This window comes from Silanimonas sp., from assembly GCF_027531545.1.
Taxonomy (GTDB): Bacteria; Pseudomonadota; Gammaproteobacteria; order Xanthomonadales; family Xanthomonadaceae; genus Silanimonas.
On record NZ_JAPZSC010000014.1, the window covers coordinates 48,590 to 63,973 of the forward strand.

Here is a 15,384-nt window from a genome sequence, read left to right on the forward strand (position 1 = left end):
CACGATCGCCATGTCTGCGACGGCGTCGAGCTCGTTCCATCTGCTCGATGAACGCATCCAGCGGTTCATCTGGGCCGAAGGCTGGGAGTCGCTGCGCGACGCGCAGGAGACGGCGATCCCGTTGATCGTCAAGGGCGACCGCGACGTCATCGTGGCGGCAGCCACAGCGGCTGGCAAGACCGAGGCAGCGTTCCTGCCCGCCCTGACCCATCTGGTGCAGGCCGACACACCCGGCCTCGCGGTCTACATCAGCCCGCTGAAGGCGTTGATCAACGACCAGTTCGGCCGTCTGGACCGGTTGTGCGAGCAGCTCGAGGTGCCCGTCTGGCCCTGGCATGGCGACATCTCGGCATCCTCGAAGAGCCGCTTCCTGTCCCAGCGGCGGGGCGTGCTCCTGATCACGCCGGAGTCCCTCGAGGCGATGCTGTGCAACCGTGGCACCGCGATCGGCTCGACCTTCGAGCGCCTCAGCTACCTGGTGGTCGATGAGCTGCACGCCTTCATCGGGACCGAGCGCGGCAAGCAGTTGCAGGCGCTGATGCACCGCATCGAACGCGTCATCGGCCGGCGTGTTCCACGCATCGGGCTGTCCGCGACCCTCGGCGACATGGGTCTGGCGGCGGAGTTTCTGCGGCCTGGCCATGGCGCTGCCGTGGCGCTGGTCGAATCGAAGTCGTCGGGCGGCGAACTGCGCATCCTGGTCAAGGGCTACGAGGAGCCGCGCGTGGTGCGTGGCGAGCAGGAGGACGGGGAGAGCGAGCCCGTCACGCCGGCACAGATCGCCGGGCATCTGTTCAAGGGCCTGAGGGGTTCGAACAACCTGGTCTTTCCGAACTCCCGTCGCGAGGTCGAGCGCTACACGCACCTGTTGACGCGAATGTGCGAGGCCCAGCAGGTGCCCAACGAGTTCTGGCCGCATCACGGCAGCCTGTCCAAGGAGATCCGCGCGGAGACGGAGGCAGCCTTGAAACAGAAGGAGCGGCCGGCCACTGCCATCTGTACCAACACCCTTGAACTGGGCATCGACATCGGTGCCGTCAAGAGCGTGGCACAGATCGGGCCACCCCCTTCAGTGGCGAGCCTGCGCCAGCGTCTCGGGCGATCGGGTCGCCGCAAAGGCGAGCCCGCGGTACTTCGTGGCTACTGTGTCGAGGACGCTCTGGGTGGACAACCGTCCATCGCGGATGAACTCAGACTGGGCACCGTGCAGATGGCGGCCATGATCTCGCTGCTGCTGGAGGGCTGGTTCGAACCTCCATCAGTGAAAGGCGCCCATCTGTCCACGCTGGTCCAGCAGGTGCTTTCCTTCATCGCACAGAACGGCGGCGCGACCATCGGGCAACTTCATGGGCTGCTGTGCGCACCAGCGACGCCCTTTTCGGTCGTGGCCAAGGACGAGTTTGTCGAGCTGATCCGGCATCTCGGTCAGAAGGAACTGCTGGTCCAGGATTCGTCCGGCGTCCTGCTTCACGGGCGTATCGGCGAGAAGCTGGTCAACCACTACACGTTCTACGCCGCATTCACGTCCGATGAGGAGTTCCGCATCGTCGCCGGGGGCAAGTCGCTCGGCACCCTGCCGGTTTCCCAGGTGCTCACGATCGGTCAACGCATCCTGTTCGCCGGCCGCACCTGGAAGGTCGAGGACATCGACGAAGAACAGAAGACGATCCATGTCAGCCGTGCGGCAGGCGGGGCGCCACCGCTGTTCTCCGGCGGGGCCGGTCGTACGCACACCCGGGTGCGGCAGCGGATGCGCCAGTTGCTCGAGGGCGACGAGCTGCCATCCCATCTGGATGAGGTCGCGAGGCGCTTCCTGGCCGAGGGCAGGGCCAACTACCGGGCACGCGGTCTTTCCGACGCCTACGTCCTGGACCAGGGGAGAGAGGTGCTCCTGCTGACGTGGCTTGGCGATGCCGCCAACGAGGCGATGGCGTGCCTGCTGCGCCGCCGAGGCTTCGTGGCGGCGCCGGCGGGCCCCGGTGTCGAGGTGCTCAAGGGGCAGGCAACGCTGGAGGACATCGTCGACGTCCTGTTCGATGCGGGTCTGGACGAGGTGCCGCCGCTGGATGTGCTTCTGGCCGATACGAGGAACCTGCAGCGGGAGAAGTGGGACTGGGCGCTGCCTGATCGTCTGCTCCGCAAGGCGTACGGCAGCCAACACCTGGACCTGGAGGAGGCCTTGGGTTGGATCCGGACCTTGCCCGGCGCAGGCCGTCTGGGCACAGCGGGATCGCTGGCGACCGGGGAGTCCCTGGGAACGGTCGTCGATCCAGCCGCACCCGATGCCGGTGGTGGAATCGCCGACGGACCTTCGGAAAGGCTTCATCTTGCACCGATGGAGGGGTTCGCTGAAGTGCGTTTGAAGCAGGCGGCTCTCGACAGCATCGGACTCCCGCAGATGAGCTACCCCGTCCCGATCCATGTCCTGCAAGGGGGGCTGGCGGATGATGGGCACCTGCCGCTCGCGGCGATGCTGCACGGTCTGCAGCTGCAGGCTCGACCAGGTGGCGCACCCTGGCGAGACATGGAGCCGGTCATGGCACGGCTCGCGTCGCTCACGTCTCCAGACGACAACCGAGCCGTGATCAGCGCATCGTCAGACGCATGGTGGTTGGAACTCGGGCCCGTCGACCTGACCGGCCGGATCGTGACGATCCAGCGCGGAGATCACCTGATCGCGGCGGTCACACCACGCGACGACGGCAGACTCCGCGTGTCGACCTACCGGCCGCTTGATGCGAAGAGTCTGGAGTACCTGCTCGGACTTGGGCAGGCAGCCCATCCTGTGCATGGCGTGAACATGCGCGAGAACAACTGGGAGTACGCGCTCGACTGCTCCGCCGGCAACGGGAACCACTACGCAGCCGAACGCGGCGAAGCCTATCTCTCACGCTGGGACGGTGGTCTCGGGACCTGGTCCGACGGGAGCAGCGAACCCGAATGGGTCGCTCAACGGACGTTGTCACCCAGGCCTGCCGCGCAGGTCCTCGCAGAAATCGCAGCCCACCAGGAGTACTCGATCTTCGGCGAGACCTTGACGGGACCGGACCGCCTGTCGAGAGAGTCGACCAGCGAATCGTTCGCAAACCAAGTCTCTGATCGACAACCTGGGCAGGCGCTCGACTTGAAGGCACGCTTTGCCGGCTGTCTGTTGGGTGGGGCAGTCGGCGATGCGATGGGCGCGCCGGTGGAGTTCCTGAGGCGTTCCGAGATCCTGGCGCAGTTCGGTTCACAAGGCATCACGGACTATGCGCCGGCCTACGGATCCCTGGGTGCGATCACCGACGACACGCAGATGGCCCTCTTCACCGCCGAAGGGCTGCTGAGGACCTGGGTTCGAGGTGCGACGAAGGGAATCGCTGACCCTTCCAGCATCGTCGCCAATGCCTATCTCCGATGGCTGCGCACACAAGGTGAACGGCCTGATCGAGACCTTGAGGTTGGTGCCGACAAGCCTGGTTGGCTGTTCGAGCATCGGGCGCTCCATAGCCGACGCGCTCCGGGCAGCACCTGCCTATCGGCGCTGAGGACCATGTCCGGGCTGGGCGAGCCGGCCCTCAATGACAGCAAGGGCTGCGGCGGTGTCATGCGAGTTGCGCCGGTGGGTCTGTACGCGTGGCATCTTCGATCACGGCAGACGCTGGAGGAAGTGTTCGCGCTGGGTCGCGATCTCGCCGCACTGACCCATGGGCACCCTACGGGATCGTTGGCTGGTGGTGTGCTGGCGGTGCTCGTGTTCAGGCTGGTTGCCGGGGGGCACCTGATCGAGGCGATCGGAGATGCGAAGGGGTGCCTGCGACGGTGGCCGGATCACGAGGAAACACTTCGCGCCATTGAGCAGGCCGAGACCCTCTCCCAGTCACAAAGCTCGCCCATCGAGGCGATCGCAGCTCTCGGTGAGGGTTGGACTGCGGAGGAAGCGCTTGCGATCGGTCTGTATTGCGCTCTTGTCGCCGGGAGCTTCAAGGAAGGGGTGATCCTGGCCGTGAATCACGATGGCGATTCCGATTCGACGGGCGCCATCGCGGGACACCTGCTTGGATTGATGCATGGGGTCCAGGACATTCCTCGGGATTGGCTGGCACCACTCGAACTCCGCGAACTGATCGTTCAGGTGGCAGATGATTTGGCCTGCCTGGATACCGTCGATCCCAACCGTCTCGCAGAGCGGTATCCGGGATACTGAGGGGCGGGTGGCGCGAGCGTGGCCAGAACGCATCCGGGCCTGTTGACTGTGAACCGAGCGCAGGTCGGGCAAGCAAAGGCGCGAGTTTCGGCGTGCACAATTGCCCCATGCCGAACATTGCTACCGTATTGAAGGCAGAGATCGTTCGACTGGCGCGCAAGGAACTGCGCGAGCAGGTCGATCCACTGAGGAAGAGCCTGTCCGCATCCCGAGCGGAAGTCGCGGCTCTCAAGCGCAAGGTCAGCGACCTTGAGCGGCAGATCAGGCATGCGTCGCGCGTCCTGCCTGATGTCCCCGCTGTTCCGCAGGCAGAGTTGTCGAGTGCAGAAGATGTCAGCCGCTTCCGGTTTCGTGCAGGGGGCATGGCCAGCAATCGCAAGCGCCTGGGCTTGTCGGCTGCGGATTTCGGGTTGCTGGTCGGCGCATCCGGGCAGAGCGTTTATGCCTGGGAGCAGGGCAAGGCACGCCCCAGGGGCAAGAACCTCGCGGCCATCGCTGCCTTGCGCGGGGTTGGCAAGCGCGAGGTGGTGGAGCGGTTGGCATCCCTGAAGTCGGGCGAGCAGCCGTAGGCGAGCCGACGCGCGGCCCAGCGTCGTGACCGGGCCATCGGGGAGCGCTCCTCGCCACCCTTGAAGTGCACGGGCTCGATGGGATCCTGACTGCATGGTGGGCCGCCGGCCTGCCATGCAACCGATCAGGAGTCCCTCATGAGATTCTCCAAAGCCGAGGTCGACGCCATCATCGAGGCGTCCCCTCGCACCTTCGTTCCCTTCAACAAGCTGGTGCTGTCCGAGGACCACCAGGCCCGCAGTGGCACGGCGCCCGCGATGTCGCTGCCGGAACTGGCCGCGTCGATCAAGGACAGCGGTGTGCTGCAGAACCTCGTCGTCGTCCAGGCGGCGCGCGGGCGCTACGAGGTCTGCGCAGGCGGACGGCGGCTCGCCGCGCTCACGCTGCTCGTGCAGCAGGGCGACATCGCCGACAACTACCCCGTGCCGGTGCTCGTCGTGCCGGCTGACAAGGCGCTCATCGCGAGCCTTGCCGAGAACTGCTTCCACGTGCCGATGCACCCGGCCGACGAGTTCGCCGCCTTCGCCAGACTGCTCGCGCAGGGCAAGTCCGTCGAGGACGTGGCCGCAGCCTTCGGCGTGACGCCGCTCATCGTCAAGCGACGCATGAAGCTCGCCACCGTCTCGCCCCGGCTGATGGCCCTGTACCGCGAAGGCGGCATCGGCCTGGACTGCCTCATGGTGCTGGCCTCGGTCGACGATCACCAGCGCCAGGAGCAGGCCTGGGCCGGTCTGCCGAGCTGGAACCAGCGCCCGGAGCATCTGCGGCAGTTGCTGACCCGGGGCGAGATCGAATCGGACGCCGACCCGCTGGCCCGGTTCGTCACCGTCAAGGCCTACGAGAAGGCCGGCGGACCACTGCGCCGCGACCTGTTCAGCGACGACGATCGCAAGGCCTACCTGCTGGACCCGGCCCTGCTGGAGCGCCTCGCCGCCGACAAGCTGGGCAAGCGCGCGAAGCAACTCCTGTCTGAAGGCTGGAAGTGGGTCGACATCCGTCCGCGCTTCGCCTACGACGAGTACGTCAAGCACGGCGAGCTGCGCAAGCCCCGCCGCGCCCCGACGCCCGAGGAAGCCCAGGCGCTGAAGGCGCTGGACACGCGCATCGCTGCCCTGCACGAGCAGATGGACGCGCTGGTGGACCGCGACGGCGATGGTGATGCCGGCGAGGGCGTCAGCGATGGCGGCGAGGCGAACGACGCCGCCGACGAGGACGACGCGTCGCGCGACCGTGCCTTCCTCGCCCTGGAGTCCGAGGCCGATGGGCTGGAGGAAGAGCGCAAGGCCAGGCTCGAGGCATTGACCGAATGGCCCGTGGCCTGGATGGCGCTCGCCGGATGCGTGCTGCATGTGGGCACGGACGGCCGTGCCGCGGTCAAGGCAGGGCTCATCCGTCCCGAGGATCGGGCCGACCTGGCGCAGGCCATCACCGAGGCTGCCGGACAGAAGTCGGCCGGTGGCGGCGGCTCGGAAGACGGCGCGGATTCTGCGCGCGGCTCGGGGCTCCCGGCCCTGCAGTCGCTTCCATCGGCAGCCGGCGCCACGGCACGGCCCGTGCACTCCGAGAAGCTCATGCGCCGCCTCACGGCCCACCGTGTCGCCGCGATCCAGGCCGAGCTGCTGGACCGCCCCGAGGTTGCGCTGGCGGCACTGGCGACCCACCTGACGCTGAAGCTGCTGGCCGACCCGCTCCATGGCGCCTACCGACTGCCCAACCTGCTGGCGATCAGCGCGACCGGCAACCAGCACGAACTGCGGGGCGCGGCCGAGGACATCGAGGCAAGCCCGGCGGCCCAGCGTATCGAAGCCGACCGCATCGCCTGGATCGAGCACCTGCCCAAGGAACCCGACGCGGTGTTCGACTGGATGCTGGGGCAGCCGCCGCAGACGGTGCAGCGGCTGCTGACCTTCCTGGTCGCGTCCACCGTGAACGGCATCACCGGCACCGACACCGGCCGACCGGTCAATGACGGTCTGGCCCGCGCCCTCGGCCTGGACATGACGCGATGGTGGTCGGCGACGGGGGAGGCCTACCTTCAGCACGTGTCCAAGGCGAGGGTGGTCGAGGTGGTGCACGCGGTGGCCGGCGCCAAGGTTGCTGGTCCGCTCGCGGCGCTGAAGAAGGACGCCGCGGTGGCGCAGGCCGAACAACTGCTCGCCGGGCGTGGCTGGTTGCCCGACTGCCTGCGCGTGCAGCCGCACGCCGATGCCCCGGTGACGGGTGGCGAGGAGGTCGACGCCAACGATCCAGCACGGACCGAGGCGCCCGCTTGCGCCTGAACGCAGGGCCGGCCCGGGCCGGGCCGGCTCATGCGACCGGGACAGGCGTGTCACCGTCGTCCCCGATGCTCCGCGGCCCGGGCTTGCCGGTCTCGCCCTGGGCCGGGTCGCGGCTCCCTGCAGGCGCGCGCCGGATCGCACCGATGTAGGCGCCGGCCGAGCGCAGGCGGGCATGGCCCGCGATTCGGGCCACACGCAGCCTCGCCTGGCGGTCGAGGTCCTGATCGACAGGCCCACCGCCACGCACCGGCGCGGGCGTGCCTGTCGTGTCCTGATACTGGCCTTGAAGGTGGTCGTGCCGCGCCCCGTGCCCGGTGGTGCCGCTCTGGCGCTTCGTGAGGCCGAACTTGCGCAGCGCATAGTCCAGGCGACGGAGGTTGGACTTCAGGTCCCGATCCGGCGCCCCCATGTGTGCGTCATGGCCGCTGACCACGCTGCGGGCATGCGCGATGGCCGACTGCTGCTCCTCGGTGGCCAGCGGCAGCCAGCGCGCACGGCCTCCCTTGCCCTTCGTCCACAGATACCGATCCGCCTCCCGTTGCTCGTCGGGCAGGCCTGTCTCCTCGAACGGATGCACGTGGGCGTAGGGGCGGCACATCACCGACTCCTTGCGCCGCAGGCCGACCTTCACCATCAGGCGCATCGACGCGCCGATGCGGGCATCGTAGGCAGAGACCTGGGCCAGCAAGGCCTCCACGTCGATGCCGTTGCCGCTCCAGCTCTTGTCTCGCTGGGCGTTCTCGTGGCGCTCGTACTCGTCAGGCGTCAGGCCGTAGTGCTCGGGCCTGCGGATGAAGCCCGGCTTGTTGAGCCACATCGCCAGGCCGCGCAGGAAGCTCAGGTAGGTCTGGATCGTCCCCGGCGAAAGCTTCCGTCGCTGCCAGACCTTCACCATCGCCTGGACATGCCGCTGTCCCAGGTTGCGGGGATCGGGCGCCAGCTTGAAGCCGGCGTCGGTGTGCAGCTCGCGGAAGAAGCGTCGCAGGAAGTGGGCGCGCTCGTAGCGCGTCTTGTGCGACACGGTCTTCTCCAGCGCGGTGTGCAGCGGGTTGAACAGCTCGATCAGCACGTCCACCACCCGGTTCACGGGCGTCCTGCCTGGCGGGTACATGGCCAGCACCTGCTGGGGCGACTTGCCGGCCCAGTTCTGGCGGCGTGGCGAGTCCTGGCCATGCACGCGGCCTGGGCTGGCCGAGGTCATCGAGGAGTTCCTGGAAGGGCGGGCGGGTGAGGGGGGCAGGGTGGAGCCATTGCGCGGGTCGTTGCGGCGGTCGTTGAGGGAGAGCGGTGCCTGCCGGCGGCGGCGCGAGGGTTCTGCACGGCGGATACGGGACATGGTGGGCTTTCTGCAAGGTGGCGGACTGCCCGAACAGCACGCCGGTGGATGAACGGTCCGGGGGACCGGAGTTGGAGGAATCCATCTGGACATCCCCGGGGCCGATTCCTGGCAAGCCCACGGCGATGGAGATCGTGTGCAACGTCGGTGCGGCGGTCGATCTCTGCAGCGCCACACCCACCCATGGCTTTGCTGTCCGGGCTCCCCGTGGTCTTCGGCGAGGGGCCTGGTCAGCTCGGTCAGACTTAAAAATGGAACACGTTGATCCAGGCCGCCTGCGCATTTCTGCGACGCGACGACAAGGGTGATGTCCACCCCGCTCGGGGCTGGGTGCGACATCGACGCCAGGGCACCACTCAAAAGGTTTGCCCTGGGTCATTCGGTGGATCAGGCCTGGTGTGCAGCGCCGGCCACTCGCATGGGTCCACCCCTGACCGAGAGTCCAGGGCGGTGTCGAGTTGATGAGCGAGGGTCGTGCGGGGAGCCTCATGGAGGCCATCACGCCGCGCGATGCGCGTCATGCGCGCGTGCTCAAGGGCTGGCGGGAACGGTGCGCGGCATCAGGTGCCGCCACGGGGTTCTGCTGCGCCGGTGCGCTTGTAGGAGCGCCCAGCCGTCATCGCGGGGATGCGGCTGGCAAGGACCGGGCAGATCACTGCGGTGGTGGATGACTCGGCACGCTCGCGGCGTCGATCCTTCTGGAGGTCGAGGCCGGTCGCGCCACCCGTTCGGGACGGGAACTTCGGTTGAAGGCACGAGGCAGGTAACGACTGCGACGCCTGCGATGCTCGTCTTCTTCGAGAGGACGGAGCGGGCCAGGAGCCCTCGGGAGCCCACAGTGGAAACCGCGACGCCATCCACGGTCAAGGCCGCATGCGCAGCGCCCGCCGCAAGACCCCTGATCGGGCGGCCCTTGGGGCAGGCAGTTGACGGCGCGAGATTCGGCGGCAGGGCCCATCTAGCGTCGCAATGGCCCGGATCGCCAGCAACGGCGCGGGGTTGACAGGCAAGGCTGCCGCCTCAGGTACCCCGACTGGGCCGGCATCGGCCTCGCTTGGCGGTGTGAGGCGCCGGCGTGCGCGCCGATGGACGGGGTTGACGAGTGACTTTGCAATGTGACCGTGGTGACACCACGCGGCCTCCTCGTCCGTTCGGTGTCATCCGAGGGGCAGTGCAGTGCTTCTGCAGTGCCAGCGCAGTGACACCGGGACGGATCCGACGTCGAAATCGCGCCTGTAGAGGCAGGTATTCGCGTGGAGGAACAGGGTCGGTCTGTCGATCCTGAGCACTCTCTCGTTCACTCGGAGAACACCATGAACCTGATCGTGAGGGCGGTGGATGTCGGTTCCGGCAACACCAAGTTCGTCACCGGCACGGCAGACAGCGAGATCCGCTGCGCAAGCTTCCCGTCGCTGGCCTACCCGTCCAGCAACGGACAACCACTCTGGCCCGGCGGCGATGGGGCCAAGACGATGTTCATCCCGGTCGGGTCGCTCTTCTATGAAGTCGGTCCCGAGGTCAGGCTCGCGGCCGACACCTTCCGGGCGACGCAGCTGCACGACGACTACATCGAGTCGCCGGAGTACATGGCGCTGCTGCGCGGTGCGCTGCGCTCGATGCGGCAGAGCCAGATCGACCTGCTGGTCGTCGGGCTTCCGGTGGCGCTGTTCGCGGTGAAGAAGGCGGCCCTGGAGCGGGTCATGACGGGCGAGCACGATGTCGGCGGCGGCAGGAAGGTCAGTGTGGTGCGCACGCTGGCTGTTGCCCAGCCTCAAGGCGCGCTGGCTTTCTACGCGCACGCCCACGGCAAGCTCGCCGAGATCGCCAAGGAGCGCAGCCTGATCATCGATCCAGGTGCGAGGACCTTCGACTGGCTCGTCGCCCAGGGCATGCGACTGGTGCAGAAGCAGAGCCACTCCGTGAATCGGGGTGTCGCCGACGTGCTGAAGCTGCTCGCCGCCGAGATCACCAAGGACATCGGCACGCCCTTCCGCGATCTGGACGCCATCGACATGGCGCTGCGGACCGGCAAGGCCCCGGTGATCTTCCAGAAGCCCTACGACCTCAAGCGGCTGCTGCCGCTGGCCGAGAGCGTGACGGAGCAGGCTGTGTCGAGCATGAAGGAGTGGATCGAATCGCCGCACAGCCTGCAGAACATCATCCTCGTGGGCGGAGGCGCCTTCCTGTTCCGCAAGGCCGTGAAGTCGGCGTTTCCGCGCCACCGGATCCTCGAGATCAAGGAGCCTGTGTTCGCCAACGTGAGGGGGTTTCAGCTGGCTGGGATGACCTATGCGCGAACCGTGCTGGCGGCCGATCGCGACAAGTCGACCACGGCCGAGCGCGCTGCAGGAGATGCCGCATGACCGGCCCCACCAAGACCTCGGAGCCGCCGCGCATCCGGCTCGTGTTCCAGCTCGAGAGGGCGGAACTGCCTCGTCTCTATGACGAGCTCGCACGGTTCCACAAGGGCGTGAAGCGTGTCGGCAGACTGCGCACGCTGGCCTACGAGGGGCTGCTGGTCCAGCAGGGCGTCCTGAAGCTCCCTGGGCAGGCATCCAGCGATGCGCCCGGCACGATCAGCTTCGACGGCGACGGGGCGGAGGTCACGAACGGACTCTTCGAGCCCGCGATCGATGACCGGGATGGGCCATGAGGAGTCGGGCGAGGTGCCGCCAGGGTAGGTCGGTAGGGGCCTCCGAGCTGGCGCAGATGGGCCGATGCGAACGCCTGGTGGTTCTCGAATCCCTGCACGGCCCGCGTCGATGCACTTCACAGGAAGAGGCGCGCCGGAGGGGCATCGCGGCCCATGTGCGCTTCGAGTTGCAGGGTCGGCGCGCCACAGCGCCAGGCGACGGGTCGACTCGACGACCGGGCGAGAGGTGCTTCATCGCGACGATGGTCTTCGGGGACGCCTGGCAGACCGATGCGTTGCGCGACTTCAGGGACACGGTCCTGAGGCCGCGGCCTTGGGGGCGACGCCTGGTGGCAGCCTACTATGCCGCCGGTCCGCGCCTTTGCAGAGTGCTCCAGCGCTGCCCGCCGTTGCTGCGGATGACCAGGGGCATCCTGGGCTTCGTGGCGCATGGCTGGCGGCGATGGTCGGCGAGGAGGCGACCATGAGGTTCGACCTGATGTGGCCGTGGGTGCTGCTCCTGGCTGTTGCCTTGGCGGTCACGTGGCACCTGGTCCGGCGGCACCGCGCACGCGTCGCGGAGCGGCGGGACCGACCGGCCGGGCTGCGGGACGCCGAACTGATCTGCGTGGAGTCGCAGTTCAGGTCGAAGAGCCGCTGGCCCATCGTGGCCAGGGTGGACAGGGCCTATCGGCTGCCGAGCGGTCTGGTCGTGCTGGTTGAACTGAAGACGCGGTCGACTGCGGCGGTGAGGGCGTCGGATGTCATCCAGCTCTCGGCGCAGCGGGTGGCCGTGGAGGATGAACTGCGTGTCCAGGTGTCTGACGAGGCGTTCGTGATCTTTCCTGGTCGGCACTCAGCGCCGCCGACCTCACGAGCGGTCCGCTTGATGTCGCGGGAGCAAATCGAAGCCGTTGCAGCGAGGCACCGTCGACTGATCGATGGACTCGATCGCCCGCAGTGGCCCGACAGCGAGCATGTTTGTCACGGCTGTGGGCAGCGAGCGGCCTGCGGCGCCGCTGGCGAGGGCCTGGCGGGTGCGGTCCGGAGGCGCTAGAATGTCCAAAATATTCGACAATTCTTCGGACCAAGCTGTGGACCTCTCCAACCTGGGCACCATCATCCGCGAGCGGCGCGAGGCGCTGGGACTGACGCAGTCCCGGCTTGCGCAACTGAGCGGGCTTTCGCGGCAGACACTGGTTGGCCTGGAAGCGGGCGCTCTGAGCGATCTGGGATTCAACCGGGTCGCGCAGGTGCTGGCCGTGATGGGGCTGGACCTCGATCCGCCCAGCCAGGCAGCGCGCGCTCGGAAGCGGGGCCTGTGGATGGCGGCGAAGAACGCCAGCGTGAGTTACGTCCAGGAGGTGCCGCCCGAAATGCTCGGCCATGCGCTGGTCAGCGGCAGCGTACCGAAGGGCTACGCGGCCCACCTGACGCACCTGCTTGACGAGGCGCCGGTGCCCCTGGTGGTGATGGCCGTGGAGGAAGCCGCTGCGAACGAGGGCGTGGCCCCCAAGGCTGTGTGGCGCAATGTTGCGAAGCTCGCCAGGTCATTGGCGGTGCACCGGCAGGGCCTGTGGGCGTGATGAGAGCGTGATGAAGTCGCTGCCGTCCGGCCCCTGGGAAGTGCTGTTCCAGCGAGCGCTGCGGCTGGTCGACGACATCCAGCGCCATGGGGGGCTTGCGGACCCGTTCTGGACCTTCGGAGGCGGGACCGTCCTGATGTTCAGGCACGGACATCGCCTCAGCAAGGACATCGACATCTTCGTGCCGGACCCGCAGTACCTGGGCTACGTGACGCCCCGACTCAGCGACACGGCAGCATCCCTGACCGAGGAGTACACGGAGATGCCGGGCTCGTTCGTCAAGCTGCAGTTCGAGGAAGGCGAGATCGACTTCGTGGCCGCACCGAACCTCACCGACGCGGCCTGGGAGCGGTGGGATATCCAGGGTCGGCCGGTGCGCGTCGAGACGGCTGCGGAGGTGATCGCCAAGAAGATGTACCACCGCGGGGACCGTGCGACGGCGCGTGATCTCTTCGACCTGGCGATGGTGGTCGAGCGGGAGCCGGATGCGCTGGCGGCAGCCGCGCCTTTCCTCATGCGGCACCGGGAGAGGTTCCTGGAGCAGATCAGGCAACCCGGGGCCGGGTTTGTGGCGACCTTCGAGGCGATCGCTGCGACCGGGTATCAGCCGAGCCTGGAGCAATGCGTAGAGGTTGCCACCGCCTACCTTTCCGCGTTGAAGGACGGATGAGCATCGCGACGTTGCGGGCGACGGGCAGGACCGCCAGAATGTCGTTGCTGACGGTCTCAAGACGTCCCATGCGGACAAGGGGAACAGACGGGGGAACAAATCAGTTTTTCCCAGCGCTTTTCCCAATGAGATCAACAGCTTAGGTCGCCGTTTTGTATCCCATCAGCCACCCCAGCCAACACCGGGCATAGCGCATCCAGCGGCCCCTCATCGCAAGGTGAGGGGCCGTTGTCGTTGGGGCTCGATTCGAGGCAAATGATCTGGCTCGTCGGCCTCGTCGTCGCGTAGAGACGATGGCATCTTGGTGGCGCTTTCGCCGTCGGCCCTCGACCGTGCGCAGGGGTTCAAGCAGTGAATGTCTCCAACTCGGGATCAATCGTCCGCGCGCGCTGAGAAGCACTTGGGTTGTCTCAGTCGCGACTCGGACGCTTCAGCGGACTTTCGCGGCGTACGCTGGTCGGCGTGGAGGCGGGCGCTGTAAGCGACTTTGGACCTCACCAAGTGGCCTAGGTGCCGGCCGCGCTGAGACTGGACCTCTGTCCGCCCAGCCAGGCAGACTACGCCCGGAAAGCGGGGCCTGTGGATGGCGGCGAAGAACGCCGGCGTGAGCTACGTCCAGGAGGTGCCGCCCGACACGCTCGGCCATGCGCTGGTCAGCGGCGGCGTACCGAAGGGCTACGCGGCCCAGCTGACGCACCTGCTCGACGAGGCGCCGGTGCCCCTGTTGGTGATGGCCGTGGAGGAAGCCGCCGCGAACGACGGCGTTGCCCCCAAGGCTGTGTGGCGCAATGTCGCGAAACTCGCCAGGTCACTGGCGGTGCACCGGCAGGGCCTGTGGGCGTGATGACAGCGTGATGAAGTCGCTGCCGTGCGGGCCCTGACTAGCCAGCTTGTGGAATGGGCAGGTGGTAAGGCATAATCGCCTTACGCGCCGTTTCTGCTGACCAGCCCATGCCTACCCTCACCGTCACCGCCAAGGGCCAGATCACACTGCGGCGCGAACTACTGCAGTACCTGGGCATCCGGCCCGGGCAGCAGGTGACCGTGGACAAGCTGGCGGGTGGCGTGCTGGCGCTGCATGCCAAGGCACCCCATGGGCTGGAGGCCTTCGCCGGCTGCCTGCCGCCGCCGGCCAAGGCTCTGAGCCTGGACGAGATGAACGCCCTCGTGTCCGACGCCTGGGCAGGCCAGCGCAAGTGAAGGTCACGCTCGATACCAACGTCCTGGTGCGTCTGGCCACGAAGGACGACGCAGCCCAGGCTGCACAGGCGCTGCAGGTGCTGCAGAACGCAACGCTGATCGCCGTGCCCACGCCTGCACTCTGTGAGTTGGTGTGGGTGCTGCTGCGGGGCTACCGCTACACACCCGCGCAGGTGGCTCAGGCGGTACGCACGCTGATTCAGGTGCGCCACGTGGTGTGCCACACCCCGGCGGCGCTGGCCGGTCTGGCTGTGCTGGAGGCGGGGGGCGACTTTGCCGACGGCGCCATTGCCTACGAGGGCGAACTGCTCGGTGGGCCCGAGTTCGTTACCTTCGACCAGCAGGCGGCCAGGCTGCTGAAGTCGCAGAAGCGAAAGGTGCGTTGGCTTCGCTGACGTGCCCGGCTGGGCGTGGGTGGTTTCACCGCGCCCGCGGCCCGGGCGGCGGCACTGCCAGCGAATCTGCCTACACCTGCGGTACCCGACGACGTACTCCGATGGAGCGTTGCCGATGGTCGGCGGTGTGGCCACAATCGACTTGCTGAAGGTCTCAGGACATCCCGGTCAGGGTAGGGGAGCAGGTGGGGGAACAGACCGATCACCAGCCCAGCTTTCCCGAATGAGATCAACAGCTCAGGTCGCCGTTTTGGATCCCATCAGCCAGCCCACCGTTCTCTAAGCTGCTGATTTCCTTGACACCCCGGTTCAATCGGGGGAGGACAAGGCCGATCTTGCTGCTGCGCGTGTTGCTGAAACCGCAGAAGCAGTTCGATGCAAGCAACTCAACACCTGATCAGCAAGCTGCCTCAGCTGCGCGAGTCGTCTTGAGGGGGTGCGGAGCGGCCTGAGCAGCGTCGCGGGCCAGCCGAAGCAGGATGGTTCTCAGGTTGTAGCGGCGGTTGAAGAGGTACTGGATCTGTCCGAGG

The 15,384-nt window shown here is 67.3% G+C and carries 12 protein-coding genes; 11 read left to right on the plus strand and 1 reads right to left on the minus strand.

The features are described 5' to 3' along the window. The first annotated feature begins 10 nt into the window (after nt 1-10). The 3 genes from O9280_RS17490 to O9280_RS08770 all read left to right on the plus strand — a co-directional run bounded on the left by O9280_RS17490 (nt 11) and on the right by O9280_RS08770 (nt 7,035). Nucleotides 11-4,186, plus strand: a complete 4,176-nt coding sequence (locus O9280_RS17490) for an ADP-ribosylglycohydrolase family protein (protein WP_343228739.1) — start codon at nt 11-13, stop codon at nt 4,184-4,186. Nucleotides 4,187-4,293: 107 nt separating this feature from the next. Beyond that, a complete protein-coding gene (locus O9280_RS08765) occupies nt 4,294-4,755 on the plus strand; it encodes a helix-turn-helix domain-containing protein (protein WP_298341255.1) in 462 nt (153 codons plus the stop codon). 138 nt (nt 4,756-4,893) lie between these two features. Then, complete coding sequence (locus tag O9280_RS08770; protein ID WP_298341257.1) at nt 4,894-7,035, plus strand: ParB/RepB/Spo0J family partition protein; 2,142 nt, start codon at nt 4,894-4,896, stop codon at nt 7,033-7,035. Between the two features lie 28 nt (nt 7,036-7,063). Here O9280_RS08770 and O9280_RS08775 read toward each other — a convergent pair whose 3' ends face one another. Beyond that, a complete protein-coding gene (locus O9280_RS08775) occupies nt 7,064-8,371 on the minus strand; it encodes a phage integrase N-terminal domain-containing protein (protein ID WP_298341259.1) in 1,308 nt (435 codons plus the stop codon). A gap of 1,313 nt (nt 8,372-9,684) precedes the next feature. Here O9280_RS08775 and O9280_RS08780 point away from each other — a divergent pair. The 8 genes from O9280_RS08780 (at nt 9,685) to O9280_RS08815 (ending at nt 14,854) form a co-directional block, all read left to right on the plus strand. Continuing rightward, nucleotides 9,685-10,734, plus strand: coding sequence for a PRTRC system protein D (locus O9280_RS08780; protein ID WP_298341260.1), 1,050 nt, complete (start codon nt 9,685-9,687; stop codon nt 10,732-10,734). After that, on the plus strand, nt 10,731-11,024 hold the full coding sequence (locus O9280_RS08785; RefSeq protein WP_298341262.1) for a hypothetical protein: 294 nt from the start codon (nt 10,731-10,733) through the stop codon (nt 11,022-11,024). The genes O9280_RS08780 and O9280_RS08785 overlap by 4 nt, the downstream gene beginning before the upstream one ends. A 463-nt stretch (nt 11,025-11,487) precedes the next feature. Next, nucleotides 11,488-12,060, plus strand: coding sequence for a hypothetical protein (locus O9280_RS08790; protein ID WP_298341264.1), 573 nt, complete (start codon nt 11,488-11,490; stop codon nt 12,058-12,060). 1 nt (nt 12,061) lies between these two features. Then, entirely contained in the window at nt 12,062-12,589 is a 528-nt protein-coding gene (locus O9280_RS08795; protein ID WP_298341266.1) for a helix-turn-helix transcriptional regulator, read from the plus strand. A 10-nt stretch (nt 12,590-12,599) separates the two neighbouring features. Continuing rightward, a complete protein-coding gene (locus O9280_RS08800) occupies nt 12,600-13,259 on the plus strand; it encodes a nucleotidyl transferase AbiEii/AbiGii toxin family protein (protein ID WP_298341268.1) in 660 nt (219 codons plus the stop codon). Between the two features lie 604 nt (nt 13,260-13,863). Then, a complete protein-coding gene (locus O9280_RS08805) occupies nt 13,864-14,103 on the plus strand; it encodes a hypothetical protein (protein WP_298341270.1) in 240 nt (79 codons plus the stop codon). 107 nt (nt 14,104-14,210) lie between these two features. Next, nucleotides 14,211-14,459, plus strand: coding sequence for an AbrB/MazE/SpoVT family DNA-binding domain-containing protein (locus O9280_RS08810; RefSeq protein WP_298341272.1), 249 nt, complete (start codon nt 14,211-14,213; stop codon nt 14,457-14,459). Then, complete coding sequence (locus O9280_RS08815) at nt 14,456-14,854, plus strand: type II toxin-antitoxin system VapC family toxin (RefSeq protein ID WP_298341274.1); 399 nt, start codon at nt 14,456-14,458, stop codon at nt 14,852-14,854. The genes O9280_RS08810 and O9280_RS08815 overlap by 4 nt, the downstream gene beginning before the upstream one ends. The last annotated feature ends 530 nt before the right edge of the window (nt 14,855-15,384 follow it).

Bases quoted from the DNA above. Each gene is read 5' to 3' on its own strand.
- O9280_RS17490 (WP_343228739.1), top strand. From the start codon at position 11: ATGTCTGCGACGGCGTCGAGCTCGTTCCATCTGCTCGATGAACGCATC.
- O9280_RS08765 (WP_298341255.1), top strand. From the start codon at position 4,294: ATGCCGAACATTGCTACCGTATTGAAGGCAGAGATCGTTCGACTGGCG.
- O9280_RS08770 (WP_298341257.1), top strand. From the start codon at position 4,894: ATGAGATTCTCCAAAGCCGAGGTCGACGCCATCATCGAGGCGTCCCCT.
- O9280_RS08775 (WP_298341259.1), bottom strand. From the start codon at position 8,371: ATGTCCCGTATCCGCCGTGCAGAACCCTCGCGCCGCCGCCGGCAGGCA.
- O9280_RS08780 (WP_298341260.1), top strand. From the start codon at position 9,685: ATGAACCTGATCGTGAGGGCGGTGGATGTCGGTTCCGGCAACACCAAG.
- O9280_RS08785 (WP_298341262.1), top strand. From the start codon at position 10,731: ATGACCGGCCCCACCAAGACCTCGGAGCCGCCGCGCATCCGGCTCGTG.
- O9280_RS08790 (WP_298341264.1), top strand. From the start codon at position 11,488: ATGAGGTTCGACCTGATGTGGCCGTGGGTGCTGCTCCTGGCTGTTGCC.
- O9280_RS08795 (WP_298341266.1), top strand. From the start codon at position 12,062: ATGTCCAAAATATTCGACAATTCTTCGGACCAAGCTGTGGACCTCTCC.
- O9280_RS08800 (WP_298341268.1), top strand. From the start codon at position 12,600: ATGAAGTCGCTGCCGTCCGGCCCCTGGGAAGTGCTGTTCCAGCGAGCG.
- O9280_RS08810 (WP_298341272.1), top strand. From the start codon at position 14,211: ATGCCTACCCTCACCGTCACCGCCAAGGGCCAGATCACACTGCGGCGC.